Origin of the sequence: Stenotrophomonas sp. SPM, assembly GCF_003105135.1 — a bacterium.
Classification (GTDB): Bacteria; Pseudomonadota; Gammaproteobacteria; order Xanthomonadales; family Xanthomonadaceae; genus Stenotrophomonas.
In genome coordinates this window covers 1-13,329 of record NZ_QETL01000102.1, presented here as the reverse complement: position 1 = coordinate 13,329, position 13,329 = coordinate 1, and the positions used below count along the sequence as shown (strand labels likewise).

The 13,329-nt window shown below is 67.0% G+C and carries 13 protein-coding genes; 3 read left to right on the top strand and 10 right to left on the bottom strand.

The window, feature by feature from the left end; translation table 11 throughout:
* The coding region (locus tag DCO49_RS16680) for an SURF1 family protein (protein ID WP_133249444.1) at positions 1-492 on the bottom strand (492 nt) is incomplete at its 3' end.
* A 57-nt stretch (positions 493-549) separates the two neighbouring features.
* On the opposite strand from DCO49_RS16680, the gene DCO49_RS16675 reads away from it, so the two are divergent.
* Positions 550-768 (top strand): twin transmembrane helix small protein, encoded by a 219-nt coding sequence (locus DCO49_RS16675; protein ID WP_049468560.1) that lies wholly within the window; start codon positions 550-552, stop codon positions 766-768.
* 21 nt (positions 769-789) lie between these two features.
* On the opposite strand, the gene DCO49_RS16670 is transcribed toward DCO49_RS16675, so the two are convergent.
* Genes DCO49_RS16670 through DCO49_RS16645 form a run of 6 tightly spaced genes read right to left on the bottom strand, consistent with a single transcriptional unit; the run spans position 790 to position 5,592 of the window.
* Positions 790-1,665 carry a cytochrome c oxidase subunit 3 gene (locus DCO49_RS16670; RefSeq protein ID WP_116864959.1) on the bottom strand — a complete coding sequence of 292 codons (876 nt, stop codon included), beginning with the start codon at positions 1,663-1,665 and terminating at the stop codon, positions 790-792.
* Positions 1,666-1,678: 13 nt separating this feature from the next.
* A complete protein-coding gene (locus DCO49_RS16665; RefSeq protein WP_116864958.1) occupies positions 1,679-2,269 on the bottom strand; it encodes a cytochrome c oxidase assembly protein in 591 nt (196 codons plus the stop codon).
* Positions 2,266-2,472 (bottom strand): hypothetical protein, encoded by a 207-nt coding sequence (locus DCO49_RS16660; protein WP_116864957.1) that lies wholly within the window; start codon positions 2,470-2,472, stop codon positions 2,266-2,268. Before DCO49_RS16660 ends, DCO49_RS16665 begins: the two co-directional genes overlap by 4 nt.
* 8 nt (positions 2,473-2,480) lie before the next feature.
* Positions 2,481-4,088, bottom strand: a complete 1,608-nt coding sequence (gene ctaD, locus DCO49_RS16655) for a cytochrome c oxidase subunit I (protein WP_108767495.1) — start codon at positions 4,086-4,088, stop codon at positions 2,481-2,483.
* A gap of 59 nt (positions 4,089-4,147) precedes the next feature.
* On the bottom strand, positions 4,148-5,104 hold the full coding sequence (coxB, locus tag DCO49_RS16650) for a cytochrome c oxidase subunit II (RefSeq protein WP_116864956.1): 957 nt from the start codon (positions 5,102-5,104) through the stop codon (positions 4,148-4,150).
* A gap of 11 nt (positions 5,105-5,115) precedes the next feature.
* Positions 5,116-5,592: a DUF2244 domain-containing protein gene (locus tag DCO49_RS16645; protein ID WP_108767493.1), complete on the bottom strand. Its 477-nt coding sequence runs from the start codon at positions 5,590-5,592 to the stop codon at positions 5,116-5,118.
* 274 nt (positions 5,593-5,866) lie between these two features.
* Here DCO49_RS16645 and putA point away from each other — a divergent pair, with 274 nt between their 5' ends.
* On the top strand, positions 5,867-9,085 hold the full coding sequence (gene putA, locus DCO49_RS16640) for a bifunctional proline dehydrogenase/L-glutamate gamma-semialdehyde dehydrogenase PutA (protein ID WP_116864955.1): 3,219 nt from the start codon (positions 5,867-5,869) through the stop codon (positions 9,083-9,085).
* A gap of 69 nt (positions 9,086-9,154) precedes the next feature.
* Here the strand turns inward: putA and DCO49_RS16635 are convergent, their stop codons facing one another.
* From DCO49_RS16635 to DCO49_RS16625, 3 genes are all read right to left on the bottom strand, one after another.
* Positions 9,155-10,222 carry an AAA family ATPase gene (locus tag DCO49_RS16635; RefSeq protein ID WP_116864954.1) on the bottom strand — a complete coding sequence of 356 codons (1,068 nt, stop codon included), beginning with the start codon at positions 10,220-10,222 and terminating at the stop codon, positions 9,155-9,157.
* Positions 10,209-10,808 carry a nicotinamide riboside transporter PnuC gene (gene pnuC / locus DCO49_RS16630; protein WP_108770589.1) on the bottom strand — a complete coding sequence of 200 codons (600 nt, stop codon included), beginning with the start codon at positions 10,806-10,808 and terminating at the stop codon, positions 10,209-10,211. Before pnuC ends, DCO49_RS16635 begins: the two co-directional genes overlap by 14 nt.
* Positions 10,809-10,918: 110 nt before the next feature.
* Entirely contained in the window at positions 10,919-12,346 is a 1,428-nt protein-coding gene (locus tag DCO49_RS16625; RefSeq protein WP_116864953.1) for an outer membrane protein transport protein, read from the bottom strand.
* 229 nt (positions 12,347-12,575) lie between these two features.
* Here DCO49_RS16625 and DCO49_RS16620 point away from each other — a divergent pair, with 229 nt between their 5' ends.
* Complete coding sequence (locus DCO49_RS16620; protein ID WP_116864952.1) at positions 12,576-13,268, top strand: rhomboid family intramembrane serine protease; 693 nt, start codon at positions 12,576-12,578, stop codon at positions 13,266-13,268.
* The last annotated feature ends 61 nt before the right edge of the window (positions 13,269-13,329 follow it).

Below are 13,329 nucleotides of genomic sequence, written 5' to 3'. Positions count from 1 at the left end.
GGCAGGCAGGCGGCTGGCCAGCCAGCGTCCGGGCTCGCCGGTGCTGGAGAACGCCGGCCCCAGCGCCAGGCCGGCCGCCGGCGGCGGTGCCAACAACCCGCGCACCGCCACCGGTGATGGCGGCGTGGACACCTGCGGCAGGGTGCGATCCGGCGGCAGCGCGCGCCAGCCCAGGTCGACCAGCAGCACGCTGCCGCCGTCACTGCGGAAGGGCCGGTAGATCTTCACCCCGGCACGGCCCTGCCGGGTCTGGTTGTCCAGCAGCACCACCCCGGGCAGGAAGCGGCCATGGTCGGCCACGCCGTGCAACGCCCCCGGTGCCGCCAGCGCCTGCGCCAGCGGCAGCGACTGCGCCACCGCCGGTCCCTGCGCATCAAGCAGTGCCTGTTTGGCGTGCATGCGCTGCAGCTGCCAGAACCCCAACGCAGTGAACGCGGCCATCGCCAGCACCGCCATCAGCCAGCCAATCACGCGTGTGTGCTGGCGCATCATGACAAGTCCGCGCAAACGCGGTCAGATAGGCGCATCCACCCTGCCCTCGAGCCGCGCATGAGTGATTCGCTGAAGACCCTGCTGGTAATCGCGTTTCTGATCGTCATCGTCTGGAATCTGGGCGCCGGCCTGTATTACCTGCTGGTCGACCGCGGCCAGACCAAGCGCACGGTCAACGCACTGACCCGGCGTATCGGCGTGTCAGTGGCACTGATCGTACTGGTGATCGTGTGCATCTACATGGGCTGGATCAAACCGCACGGCATCGGTGGCTGAGCCCACCGGCGCCGGCGCCGGTCAAAGCACGTAGACGAACATGAAGAGCATCAGCCACACCACGTCGACGAAGTGCCAGTACCACGCGGCGGCTTCGAACGCGAAGTGGTTGTCGCGGGTGAAATGTCCCTTGGCCGAACGCAGCCACATCACGATCAGCATGATCGTGCCCAGCAGGACGTGCGCGCCGTGGAAGCCGGTCAGCATGAAGAACGTCGAGCCGTAGATGCCCGAACCCAGGGTCAGGTTCAGTTCCTTGTAGGCGTGGATGTACTCCTCCGCCTGCAGTGTCAGGAAGCCGAGGCCGAGCAGCACGGTGGCGCCCAGCCACACCAGCAGCTGGCGGCGGTTGCCGGCCTTCAGCGCGTGGTGGGCGATGGTCAGGGTCACGCCGGAGGTCAGCAGGATCAGCGTGTTGATCAGCGGCAGGCCCCAGGCCGGAATGGTCTGGAAGGCACCACCGATCGCCGCCGGTCCGTTGGTCGGCCAGCCCGCCGAGTAGCCCTGCCACAGCAGTTCGTTTGTCATCACCCCGCGCCCTTCGCCGCTGAGCCAGGACAGGCCCAGGTTGCGGGTGTAGAACAGCGCGCCGAAGAAGGCACCGAAGAACATCACTTCGGAGAAGATGAACCAGACCATGCCCATCCGGAACGAGCCGTCGACCTGGCGGTTGTAGTGGCCGGCCTGCGATTCGCGCACGACGTCGCTGAACCACCAGAACAGGGTCAGCACCAGCAACGCGATGCCGATGTAGAAGGTCCAGCGCCCCCAGCTGGCATCGTTGAGCCAGCTGGCCACGCCGACCATGGTCACCATCATCGCGATGGACCCCACGAACGGCCATTTGCTCTGGGCCGGGACGAAGTACACGTTGGCGTCGGTCGGTGTCTGGGCCATGTCGGTATCCGGGTCAGGGAGCGGCGTGCGCGCCTTCCGAGGTGCCGGCAGGTGCCAGCCGGTCGGACAGCGCGTCGTTGCGGTAGAAGGTGTAGGACAAGGTGATCGTCTTGATTTCCGGCGGCAGGTCCGGATCAACGATGAAGCGCACCGGCATGTCGCGCTTCTCGCCGGCCTGCAGCGTCTGCGCGGTGAAACAGAAGCATTCGGTCTTGCTGAAGAAGCCCGACGCGCGCGCCGGCGCGACCGAAGGCACGGCGCTGCCGACCACGGCATTGGCGCTGTCGTTGCGGGCGAAATACAGCGCTTCGTTGAGCTCGCCGGGCACCACGTCCATGGTCAACTGCTCGGGATGGAACGACCACGGCAACCGCGAATTGACCCCGCCATCGAACTCCACGCGCACGGTGCGCTTGCCGGTGGCGGCGCCGGTGCTGGCCTCGCTGCCGGGGCCACGCTCCAGGCGTACGCCGAACACCTTTTCGCAGGCGATGCGGTACAGCGGCACCAGCGAGAACGTCAGCAGGAACACCGCCACCGCCACGCCGATCAGGCGCGGCAGCCCGGCACTGCGTGACGGAGCGGTGGCCGGCGTCTCGCTCATCGGCCGATCACCCCGCTGAGGATGAAGCCGACGTAGACCAGCAGCGCAACCGCGCCGACCCACATCGCGGTCCGCTTCGCGCGCTGGCGCTGCAACTCGACGCCGTTGCTTGCGCTGTTGTAGAGCCGAGCCATGCTCGGCTGCTTTTCGTCAGTCGAGCATGGCTCGACTCTACCGGTCGGAAGCGGGCTCTCGTTATGCATGACCCACCTCAATGCGTGATGTCGTCATGCGCCAGATCCCCCGGGCGGATGGTCGGCGGCGTGGTGAAGGTGTGCGCCGGTGCCGGCGACGGCAGCGTCCACTCCAGGCCACGCGCACCTTCCCACGAACGGGCCTCGGCCTTCTCGCCATTGCGCAGCGAGGACAGCAGGATCGCGGCCATCATGAAGGGCGTGGCGAACATGCCGAACGCACCGATCGAGCTGATCAGGTTCCAGTCGGCGAAGGCCACGCTGTAATCGGGAATGCGCCGCGGCATGCCGGCCAGGCCGAGGAAGTGCTGCGGGAAGAACAGCAGGTTGACGAACACGATCGACCACCAGAAGTGCACCTTGGCCCACTTCTCGCTGTACATGCGCCCGGTCCACTTCGGCCACCAGTAGTACACCGCGGCAATCAGCGCGAACACCGCACCGGTCACCAGCACGTAGTGGAAGTGGGCGACCACGAAGTAGGTGTCGTGGTACTGGAAGTCGGCCGCGACAATGGCCAGCATCAGGCCGGAGAAACCACCGATGGTGAACAGGATGACGAAGGCCACCGACCACAGCATCGGGGCTTCGAAGGTGAGCGAGCCGCGCCACATGGTGCTGACCCAGTTGAACACCTTCACGCCGGTCGGGATCGAGATCAGCATCGTGGCGAACATGAAGTAGATCTCGCCACCCAGCGGCATGCCCACGGTGAACATGTGGTGGGCCCAGACGATGAACGACAGGAAGGCGATCGCGGCAGTGGCGTACACCATCGCCTGGTAGCCGAACAGCGGCTTGCGGCTGAAGGTCGGGATGATCTCGCTGACCACGCCGAAGGCGGGCAGGATCATGATGTAGACCTCGGGGTGCCCGAAGAACCAGAAGATGTGCTGGAACATCACCGGATCACCGCCACCGGCGGCGTTGAAGAAGCTGGTGCCGAAGAACTTGTCGGTCAGCAGCATGGTCACCGCACCGGCCAGCACCGGCATCACCGCGATCAGCAGGAAGGCCGTGATCAGCCACGCCCAGCAGAAGATCGGCATCTTCAGCAGGTCGATGCCCGGCGCCCGCATGTTGAGCACGGTGGCGATGATGTTGATCGCGCCCATGATCGAGCTGATGCCGGCGACGTGGATGGCGAACACGGTGAAGGCGACGTTGTAGCCGCCCTGCAGCGACAGCGGCGGGTACAGCGTCCAGCCCCCGGCCGGGGCACCACCCGGCAGCAGGAAGGTCAGCAGCAGCAGGCTGAAGGCCACCGGCAGCAGCCAGAACGACCAGTTGTTCATGCGCGGCAGCGCCATGTCCGGCGCGCCGATCTGCAGCGGGATCATCCAGTTGGCCAGGCCGACAAAGGCCGGCATCACGCCACCGAAGATCATCACCAGCGCATGCACGGTGGTGAGCTGGTTGAACACCTCCGGGCGGATGAACTGGATGCCGGGCTGGGCGAGCTCAAGCCGGATCAGCACGCTCATGAAGGCGCCGATGACGAACATGATGAAGCTGAAACCCAGGTACAGCGTGCCGATGTCCTTGTGGTTGGTCGAGAAGAACCAACGCTCGAAGAAGCTCTGGTGGTGGTGGTGATCGTCGTGCCCAACTGCCGAGTGCGCCATCGCAAAACACCTCTCAGAATCGGTTGTCGCCACGGCCGCGAACGGCCGCGGGCTTTACATCACGCGCCGCTGGCCGCGGTGGCAGGGGTACCGGCTTCAGCCGCCGCGGGTGCGGCCGGCGCAGCCGGTGCCTCGCCCGCAGGCGCTGCCGGTTCGGCCGGTGCCGCAGGCGTGGCAGGCGCAGCCGGTGCCGGCTTGCGCTGCGCCAGCCACTGCTTGAAGTCTTCCTTGGACACCGCCTCGACCACGATCGGCATGAAGCCATGGTCCTTGCCGCAGAGCTCGGCGCACTGCCCGCGGTACACGCCGGGCTGCTCGATGCTGGTCCAGGCCTCGTTGATGAAGCCGGGGATGGCGTCCTGCTTCCAGCCCAGCGCCGGCACCCACCAGGCGTGGATCACGTCATCAGACGTGATGACGAAGCGCACCTTGGTATCGACCGGCAGCACCAGGCGGTTGTCCACGTCCAGCAGGTAATGCGGGTGGCTTTCGCGGGTCGGCACCTTGCCACTCTGACGCATGCGGTCGGACTCGCGGTCCAGGCGGCTGGTGAAGGTGACGTTCTCGCCGAGGTATTCGTACTTCCACATCCACTGGTAGCCGGTGACCTTCACCGTCATTTCGGCATCGCGGGTGTCGTACATCTTGATCAGGTTGGCCGTGGCCGGCCACGCCATCACGATCAGGATGATCACCGGGATCACCGTCCAGATCACCTCGGCCTTGGTGTTGTGGCTGAAGGTGGCGGCGACGGCGCCCTTGGATTTGCGGAACTTGAAGATGGCGTAGGCCATCGCCCCAAACACGATGACGCCGATCACCGTACAGATGATCAACGACAGGTTGTTCGACTCCCAGGCCAGGCGCGAGGTCTGGGTGACCCCCTTGCCCATGTTCAGCTGCCACGGCTTGGGATCGGCCGCCTGCGCCCATGCCCATGCCGGAACCAGTCCCCCGGCCACCAGGCTGGCGACCGCTGCAACGCACTTCGTGCCCCACCTGCTGCTTTGCTTCATTGCCTAGACCCTTAGCGTCGTCGGTTGCCGCCATCGCTGGCGGCGAGCAAGCCTTCAAGCATTTCAGCGAGCGTCTGGCGTTCGGCCGGCGCGAGGAAACTCCCCACCTCCACCTGCCGTCCGCTGGATGCCAGCCGGACCCTCTCGTCGTCGGTGAGCAGGCGCACCCAATGGGGGTGGGCCCGGAACACCGGCGATCCACCGGGTACGGGGATGACCTCCACGTACGCCGGCACGACCCGGATCTCCTCCTGCCGTTCACCGCTGCGCCACAAGGCGCGCAGGGCGGCTGCCAGCAACAGGCTGTACAGCAGCGCGAACAGGGGGGCGAATGCGTTGCCGGCCACCCACCCGAGGGCGGAGACCAGCCACATCGCTCCCGACAACACGGCAAACAACAGGACGAACTGCCGGGCATCGAGCGCCCGTGGGGGACGCAGCCGCAGCTGCGTACCTGACCCATCCGGAGCTGGAAGCACCTCGATCATGTCGCAACCGCGTTCCTGCCGCGGGAAACGTCTCGATGGTAGCCCCGCCCTCTCACCGGTAGCAAGGGTGCATTCACACTTTTTCCCATGTTGCAATACAGCATGAGCCCGGCAGCGCGAATGACGAATTCGGCACAAACACGGTCGAGCTTGCTGAACACGCTGAATCCACCACTGCTAGGGGCTATCAGCCCTCTGCAAAGGTGTCTGCGGGACACTTCCGCGGGGCGCAAAAATGATTAAAATCGCCAAGTTTTCCACTGGCCGGATCGGCATGAACGCACCCTCCTCCTCCCCTGCCGCCCACGACGCCCCGCGTCCGGGCGCGCTGCTGTCGCCGGAACTGCCGGCGTCCCCCAACCCGTTCCGCCAGGCCATCACCGACGCCTGGTTGAAGGACGAGGCCAGCCACGTGCGCGAGCTGCTGGCCCAGGCCCGCCTGCCCGCCGAGGAGCAGGCCAGGGTGCAGGCGCTGGCCGCCGACCTGGTCGGCCGGGTGCGCGTGCGCGCCAAGGACCAGGGTGCGATCGAAGCCTTCATGCGCCAGTACGACCTGGGCAGCGAGGAAGGCGTGCTGCTGATGTGCGTGGCCGAGGCGCTGCTGCGCATTCCGGACCAGGACACCGCCGACAAGCTGATCCGCGACAAGCTGGCCGATGCCGACTGGGAAAAGCACCTGGGCGGCAGCGACTCGGTGCTGGTCAACGCCTCCACCTGGGGCCTGATGCTGACCGGCAAGCTGGTGCAGATGAACGACGCCACCCGCGCCGATGCCCCCAGCGCCTTCAAGCGCCTGGTCGGCCGCGTCGGTGAGCCGGTGGTGCGCCTGGCCGTGCGCCAGGCCATGAAGATCATGGGCCACCAGTTCGTCATGGGCCGCACCATCAGCGAAGCGCTGTCGCGTTCGCACAAGGGCGACAACGCCAGCTACCGCTATTCGTTCGACATGCTGGGCGAAGGCGCGCTGACCATGAAGGACGCACTGCGCTACCTGGAGGACTACCGCCGTGCGATCCACGCCATCGGCGGCGACCACAAGGCTCGCGGCGGCCGCCCGGACGGCGACGTCAACAACGCCCCGGGCATCTCCATCAAGCTGTCGGCGCTGTACCCGCGCTACGAGCACGCCAAGCGCGAGCGCGTGCTGACCGACCTGGTGCCGGGCGTGCTGGAACTGGCGCAGCTGGCCAAGAGCTACGGCATCGGCTGCACCGTCGACGCCGAAGAGTCCGACCGCCTGGAACTGTCGCTGGACATCATCGAGCAGGTGTTCTCCGATGCCTCGCTGGCCGGCTGGGATGGCTTCGGCGTGGTCGTGCAGGCCTACCAGAAGCGCACCCCGTACACGATCGATCACCTGGCCGACATGGCGCGCCGCGCCGGTCGCCGCCTGCAGGTGCGCCTGGTCAAGGGCGCCTACTGGGATGCCGAGATCAAGCGCGCGCAGATCGAAGGCTATCCGGGCTACCCGGTGTTCACCCGCAAGCAGAACACCGACGTGTCCTACCTGGCCTGCGCCAAGCGTCTGTTCACCCATGCCGACGCGATCTACCCGATGTTCGCCACGCACAACGCGCACACCATCGCCGCGGTGCGCAGCATCGCCAACGGTGGCGTGTACGAGCACCAGAAGCTGCACGGCATGGGCGATGACCTGTACGCCGAAGTGGTGCCGGCCGACCGCCTGGGCCTGCCCTGCCGCGTGTATGCGCCGGTCGGTTCGCATGAAGACCTGCTGCCGTACCTGGTGCGTCGCCTGCTGGAAAACGGCGCCAACTCCAGCTTCGTCAACCGCATCACCGACGAACGCGTGCCGATCGCCGACCTGATCCGCGATCCGGTCGAGATGGTCGCCTCGTTCGCCTCGATCCCCCACCCGAAGATCCCGCTGCCGGTTGACCTGCTGCGCAGCCAGAACCACGACAGGAAGAACTCCATGGGCGCCAACCTCGCCAACGACAACGAACTGCGCGCCCTGGCCGAGCAGATCAACGCGGCCATCAAGCCGTGGCAGGCCGCCCCGCTGGTGCCGGGTGCCAACCCGGCCGGCGTCGCGCTGCCGGTGACCAACCCGGCCGACACCCGCGAAGTGGTCGGCCAGTGGCTCGCCGCCGATGCCGCCACCGTGCAGAAGGCCCTGGCCAACGCCGTGGCCGCGCAGCCGGCCTGGAACCGTACCCCGGCCGCCAGCCGCGCCGCCATCCTCGAGCACGCCGCCGACCAGCTGGAAGCGCGCATGCCGGAGTTCATGGCGCTGTGCGTGAAGGAAGCCGGCAAGAGCCTGCCCGACAGCATCGCCGAAGTGCGCGAAGCCGTGGATTTCCTGCGCTACTACGCCAAGCAGGCGCGCGAGCAGTTCAGCCACGCCGAGAAGCTGCCCAGCCCGACCGGTGAATCCAACGAGCTGCAGCTGCACGGCCGCGGCGTGTTCGTCTGCATCAGCCCGTGGAACTTCCCGCTGGCGATCTTCCTGGGCCAGGTGGCCGCTGCACTGGCCGCCGGCAACAGCGTCATCGCCAAGCCAGCAGAGCAGACCAACCTGATCGGCTACTACGCCGTGAAGCTGCTGCACGACGCCGGCGTGCCGGCCGAGGTGGTGCAGTTCCTGCCGGGCGACGGTGCCACCGTCGGTGCCGCGCTGACGGCCGACCCGCGCGTGGCCGGCGTGGCCTTCACCGGCTCCACCGACACCGCCCGTGCGATCAACCGCGCGATGGCCGCACGTGATGCCGCCATCGGTGTGCTGATCGCCGAAACCGGCGGCCAGAACGCCTTCATCGCTGATTCCTCGGCGCTGCCGGAACAGCTGGTCAAGGACGCGATCGGTTCGGCCTTCACCTCGGCCGGCCAGCGCTGCTCGGCCGCGCGCGTGCTGTTCGTGCAGGACGACATCGCCGACAAGGTGATGACCATGCTGGCCGGTGCGATGAAGGAACTGAAGGTCGGCAACCCCGGCCTGCTGTCCACCGACGTCGGCCCGGTGATCGACGCCGACGCGCTGAAGATCCTGCAGGACCACGCCGAACGCATGGACCGCGAAGCGCGCCTGATCGCTGCTGCCGAGCTGTCCACCGAAGCCGCCCATGGCACCTTCTTCGCTCCGCGTGCGTACGAACTGAAGGACCTGGCCCAGCTGCAGAAGGAAGTGTTCGGTCCGGTGCTGCACGTCATCCGCTGGAAGGGCGACCAGCTCGACGCGGTGATCGACCAGATCAACGCCACCGGCTACGGCCTGACCCTGGGCGTGCATTCGCGCATCGACGAGACCGTCGACCGCATCAGCAACGGCGTCCACGTCGGCAATGTCTACGTCAACCGCAACCAGATCGGTGCAGTGGTCGGCGTGCAGCCGTTCGGCGGCCAGGGCCTGTCCGGCACCGGCCCGAAGGCCGGCGGCCCGCACTACCTGCTGCGCTTCGCCACCGAAAAGACGGTGACGGTGAACACCACCGCCGCCGGTGGCAACGCCTCGCTGCTGACCCTGGGCGACTGAAACACCCCCCCCTTCCACGGGTGTGATTGATGCACGAAAAACCCCGCGAAAGCGGGGTTTTTTGTGCGATCACGGCACCGCGCTGAAGCGGCTGTCCGCGCGCGCGGCCAGCGCGTCCTGCACCCGCGCGATGCGCGTTTCCAGATCGCCTTCCAGCAGCACGAACGGCAGCCCCCGCGCCTGCAGCTCCTGCAGATACCAGGCATGCTGCTGCGCGCGGAAGGCCTCGCCCACCCGCGTGCCATCCTGGTCGAACGCGATGTCCGGGGCACACAGGAACAACAGGTCATACGGCCGCAATGCGGCCTGCAGCAGCGCGTCCGGTGCGCTGCCGAACATCCAGCCGCTGTAGCCCAGGGTCACCAGTGGCGTGGTATCGCAGAACAGCCAGCGCTGCGCCGTCAGCGCCGCCGCATCCTCACGCCGGGGTTGCTCTTCGGCGATGCGCAGCAGATCCGGTTCGCGCAGGTCACCGCCCTGCACCTCCCACAGCGTGCGCCCGTATTCCGCGACCCACGTCGTACCCATGCGCTCGGCCAGCACGCGCGCCAGCGTGGTCTTGCCGGTGGATTCGCCACCGATGAAGGCCACGCGCTGCACGTAGTCCACATACACCTGCGGCGACAGGCCATGGCGAAGTGCATGCGGATCGGCGCGCAGCTGGGTGCCGCTGGGCTGGCCGACATCGCGGCTGCGTTCCAGCCGCTGGTGCTGCACCGGTGCGTTGAAGTGCGCGGCCATCGCTGCGGCAAAACCATCGCCGTAGTCCTCGCCGGTGAACACCACCTGCACTGGCCCGCCGAACAGATGCAGGCACAGCCAGGCGGTGAAATCGCGCTGCGCCTGCTCGCTGTCGCTGTCGCGTGGCAGCGCGCGCGGTGGCAGGTCGCGCTGTTCGCAGAGCGCGGCCAGGCGGGCATCGTCGAGCACCGCCACCGTCGCCTGCGGAAAGCGCGCACGCAGCCAGCGTTCGCGGCGGGCGGCGCTATAGCCGGCAAAGCCCGGCTGCGACCAGCCGATCACCAGCAGCTGCCGGCATTGCGCCGCGGCGAAGTCGATCAAGTGCTCATGGCCGCGGTGCAGCGGGCAGAACTTGCCCACCACCAGACCGCGCTCGACGCGCTCAGGCAGCGGCATCGGCGGTCTTTGCCTCGGCACGCATCAGCGTGCGCCAATGGCGCAGCGCCACCAGCGCGTTGATCCAGAAGCCGATGTAGAGGAACGAGGTCAGGTGCAGGCCGCGGCTGTAGTACAGCGGCACGGCGATGGTGTTGACCAGCAGCCACACCCACCACGATTCCAGCTTGCGCCGCATCATCAGGATCTGCGCGATCACGCTCAGCACCAGCACTGCCGAATCGATGTAGGGCGCATAGGCATGGGTCAGGCGGGTCAGCATCCAGCCGTAAGCGAAGGTCGCCACCACCGCCAGCGGCAGCAGCCACGCCCACGCCCGCGGGCGCACCGGGGTGATCGGCAGGGGCGCGCCGTGGTCGCCGCGCAGCCACTGCCACCAGCCCAGCACGCTGATGGCGATGAAGAAGAACTGCAGGACCATGTCCGCAAACAGGTGCGAACGCTCGAACACCGCCGCGAACAACGCGCAGCCGACGATGCCCAGCCACCAGGTGTGCACGTTGTTGCGGCCGGCCAGCAGGATCGAGCCGGCGACGGCGATGTTGGCAGCCAGCTCCAGCTGGAAGTTCGGATCGGTGAGATTCATGGCGCCATTGTCGTTGATCCGCGCACCGGACGTGGATGGCCCCTCCGCACAAAAAGAAAGCCCCGCTTGCGCGGGGCCTTCCTTCGCACTGCTTCAGTCCAAGGCCCGAATCAGAACTTGTACTGCATCGAAGCGGCCAGCACGTCGCCGGTCACCTTGTACTTGCCGGTCACGGTGTTGCCGGTGGCCGAGGTCGAGGTGATGTTCGGGTCCTTGGTGAACAGGTGGGTGTAGCCCACGCTGTATTCGGTCTTCTCCGACGGAGCCCAGGTCAAGCCCAGCGACAGCCACTTGCGGGTGGTGTCCGGAACGCGGACGTCGCGGTGGGCGTCGGTGGTCGGGGTCTGGTCGTACGCCAGGCCGCCACGCAGGGTCAGCTGGTCGCTTACGCGGTATTCGGTACCGATCGAAGCGAAGGTGGTGTCGCGGTAGTTGAACGGCAGCAGGCTGTCCGGCTGGTTGGAGTCATAGTCGACGGTGACCTGGTCAAACTTGCTCCACGCAGTCCGAGAGACGTCGGCCATCACCTTCCACTGGTCGTTCACGCGGTGGCTGAAGCTCACGTTGGCGCTGGCCGGCAGGGTGATGGTGGCGCGGCCATTGCTGTCGATGAAGGTGCCCGGCGCAGCCTGCGTCAGGAACGCGGCGGCAGCCGGGGTCATGGTGAAATCAGCCTTGCCGTCGGTGATCTTGTGCTCGACCTTGGAGCGGTAGCTGAAGGCAATGTTGGTGCCTTCCACCGGGCTGACGGTCATGCCAAGGGTGTAACCCACGGATACCTCGTCACCCTTGATGCGCAGGTAGCCGTCGGCCGAACCCGGCGAGAAGCCGAGCTGGGCAGCCTGGGCAGCAGCCTGGCGGGCCGCAGCAGCGGCCTGGGCAGCGGTGCCGCCGGCAGCCAGCACGGCGGCCGACGCGCGCTGCTGGGCGCTGGCGTTGATGGCGCTACCGCCGTCGATGGCGCTGGTCAGGTCCACGTCCAGGCGCTCGGCGAACACGCCGACACCGAACGACAGGTAGGGATTGACGTCGTAGGAGAACGCCGCGCCCAGGTCGACAGCCTGCAGCTCGGTCTTGACGCCGTTGTAGCGGCCCACCCAGTCACGGTCGTATTCGGTCTTGAAGCCGAACGGCACGCTCAGCGAGACGCCGAAATGCATGTTGTCCTGCTCGCCGAACGGGACGTGGAAGTACGCTGCCGGGACCGGCGCGATCATGCCGGCGTCGCCGCCGTTGCCGCCGGAAATCGGGGCGCCGTTGGCATAGCGGCCTTCGCCGCGGAACTTGGCGCCGAAGCTGATGGCGCTGACGTCACCCTGGAACTGGGTGCCATCGAGCAGGCGCATCGAAGCAGGGTTGGTGGCAACAACCGAGGCATCGCCTTCGGCTGCGGTGGAGCCGGCGAAGGCGCGGCCCAGGCCCTTGGCGCTGTTTTCCTTCAGCTGGAAGGCAGCGGCGTTGGCATCGGCGGCGGCCAGCGCACCGGCAACGCCGACGGCCAGCAGGGTCAGTCGGGCAATGGTAGAAGCGGTTTGCATCGTAGTTCTCTCTCCGGTAAGCGGTGATGGTGCTCTGCGTGCGCCTGCGCCCACCGGACCCGCAAAGGTCCGCCAGAACGCGCCGGATTCCCCTCCCGACATACGACGCCGTATGCGAGTATCACCCAGAGCGGTTAATGAAACAATAACAGCGACGGCCGTATTTCCGCTGCGGAAACTGAACAGGCGCCTCGCCCGCGGAAGGCCCCGGCACGCTAGGCTAGCGCCCATGTTCGTGTCTCTCCCCTCCCGCAAAAAAGCCACGCTGCGCTGGGCTACCCCCGTGCTGTTTGCGGCATTGTGGCTGGCATTCCTGTGGTCAATCTCGCGTCCGGGTGACGCCCGCAACAGCCTTTGGCTGGACTGGGGCGCCCTGTCGACCGGCCTGACCCAGCCCCAGGATTGGTGGGCGACCCTGCAGGACGGCAGCGTGCTGCGGTTGTTCACCGCCCTGTTCCTGCACGCGGACTGGTCGCACCTGCTGGGCAACCTGGTGTTCCTGCTGATCTTCGGCCTGCCCGCCGAGCGGGTGCTGGGGCCGTGGCGGTTGATGCTGCTGTTCCTGGTCGGCGGCGCGGTGTCCAACCTGGTGGCGATCTACACCATGGGCAGCCCGGACCAGATCATCATCGGCGCCAGCGGCGCGGTGTCGGCCATGATCGGTGCCTACCTGGCGCTGTTCCCGGCCGCCCGGCTGGGCGTGGTCATCCCGCTGGGCCTGTTCCTGGAATTCGTACGTGCCCCGGCCTACCTGCTGATCGGCGTCTGGGCCGCACTGCAGGTGGTGTTCGCTTACATCGGCCCGAGCTTCGGCATGGTGGCCTGGTGGGCGCACATCGGCGGCTTCGTGTTCGGCCTGCTGTACGGCGTCTACGTGCGCGCGGCCATCGCGCGGAAGCTGCGCAAGCGCCACGGGTTCTGAGCACCTGAAACGCAGTCGAGCAAGCTCGACTCTACCGGCGTCGTAGAGTCGAGCTTGCTCG

Bases quoted from the DNA above. Each gene is read 5' to 3' on its own strand.
- DCO49_RS16660 (WP_116864957.1), bottom strand. From the start codon at position 2,472: ATGCATAACGAGAGCCCGCTTCCGACCGGTAGAGTCGAGCCATGCTCG.
- DCO49_RS16645 (WP_108767493.1), bottom strand. From the start codon at position 5,592: ATGATCGAGGTGCTTCCAGCTCCGGATGGGTCAGGTACGCAGCTGCGG.
- pnuC (WP_108770589.1), bottom strand. From the start codon at position 10,808: ATGAATCTCACCGATCCGAACTTCCAGCTGGAGCTGGCTGCCAACATC.
- DCO49_RS16635 (WP_116864954.1), bottom strand. From the start codon at position 10,222: ATGCCGCTGCCTGAGCGCGTCGAGCGCGGTCTGGTGGTGGGCAAGTTC.
- DCO49_RS16625 (WP_116864953.1), bottom strand. From the start codon at position 12,346: ATGCAAACCGCTTCTACCATTGCCCGACTGACCCTGCTGGCCGTCGGC.
- DCO49_RS16670 (WP_116864959.1), bottom strand. From the start codon at position 1,665: ATGGCCCAGACACCGACCGACGCCAACGTGTACTTCGTCCCGGCCCAG.
- putA (WP_116864955.1), top strand. From the start codon at position 5,867: ATGAACGCACCCTCCTCCTCCCCTGCCGCCCACGACGCCCCGCGTCCG.
- ctaD (WP_108767495.1), bottom strand. From the start codon at position 4,088: ATGGCGCACTCGGCAGTTGGGCACGACGATCACCACCACCACCAGAGC.
- DCO49_RS16620 (WP_116864952.1), top strand. From the start codon at position 12,576: ATGTTCGTGTCTCTCCCCTCCCGCAAAAAAGCCACGCTGCGCTGGGCT.
- coxB (WP_116864956.1), bottom strand. From the start codon at position 5,104: ATGAAGCAAAGCAGCAGGTGGGGCACGAAGTGCGTTGCAGCGGTCGCC.
- DCO49_RS16665 (WP_116864958.1), bottom strand. From the start codon at position 2,269: ATGAGCGAGACGCCGGCCACCGCTCCGTCACGCAGTGCCGGGCTGCCG.
- DCO49_RS16675 (WP_049468560.1), top strand. From the start codon at position 550: ATGAGTGATTCGCTGAAGACCCTGCTGGTAATCGCGTTTCTGATCGTC.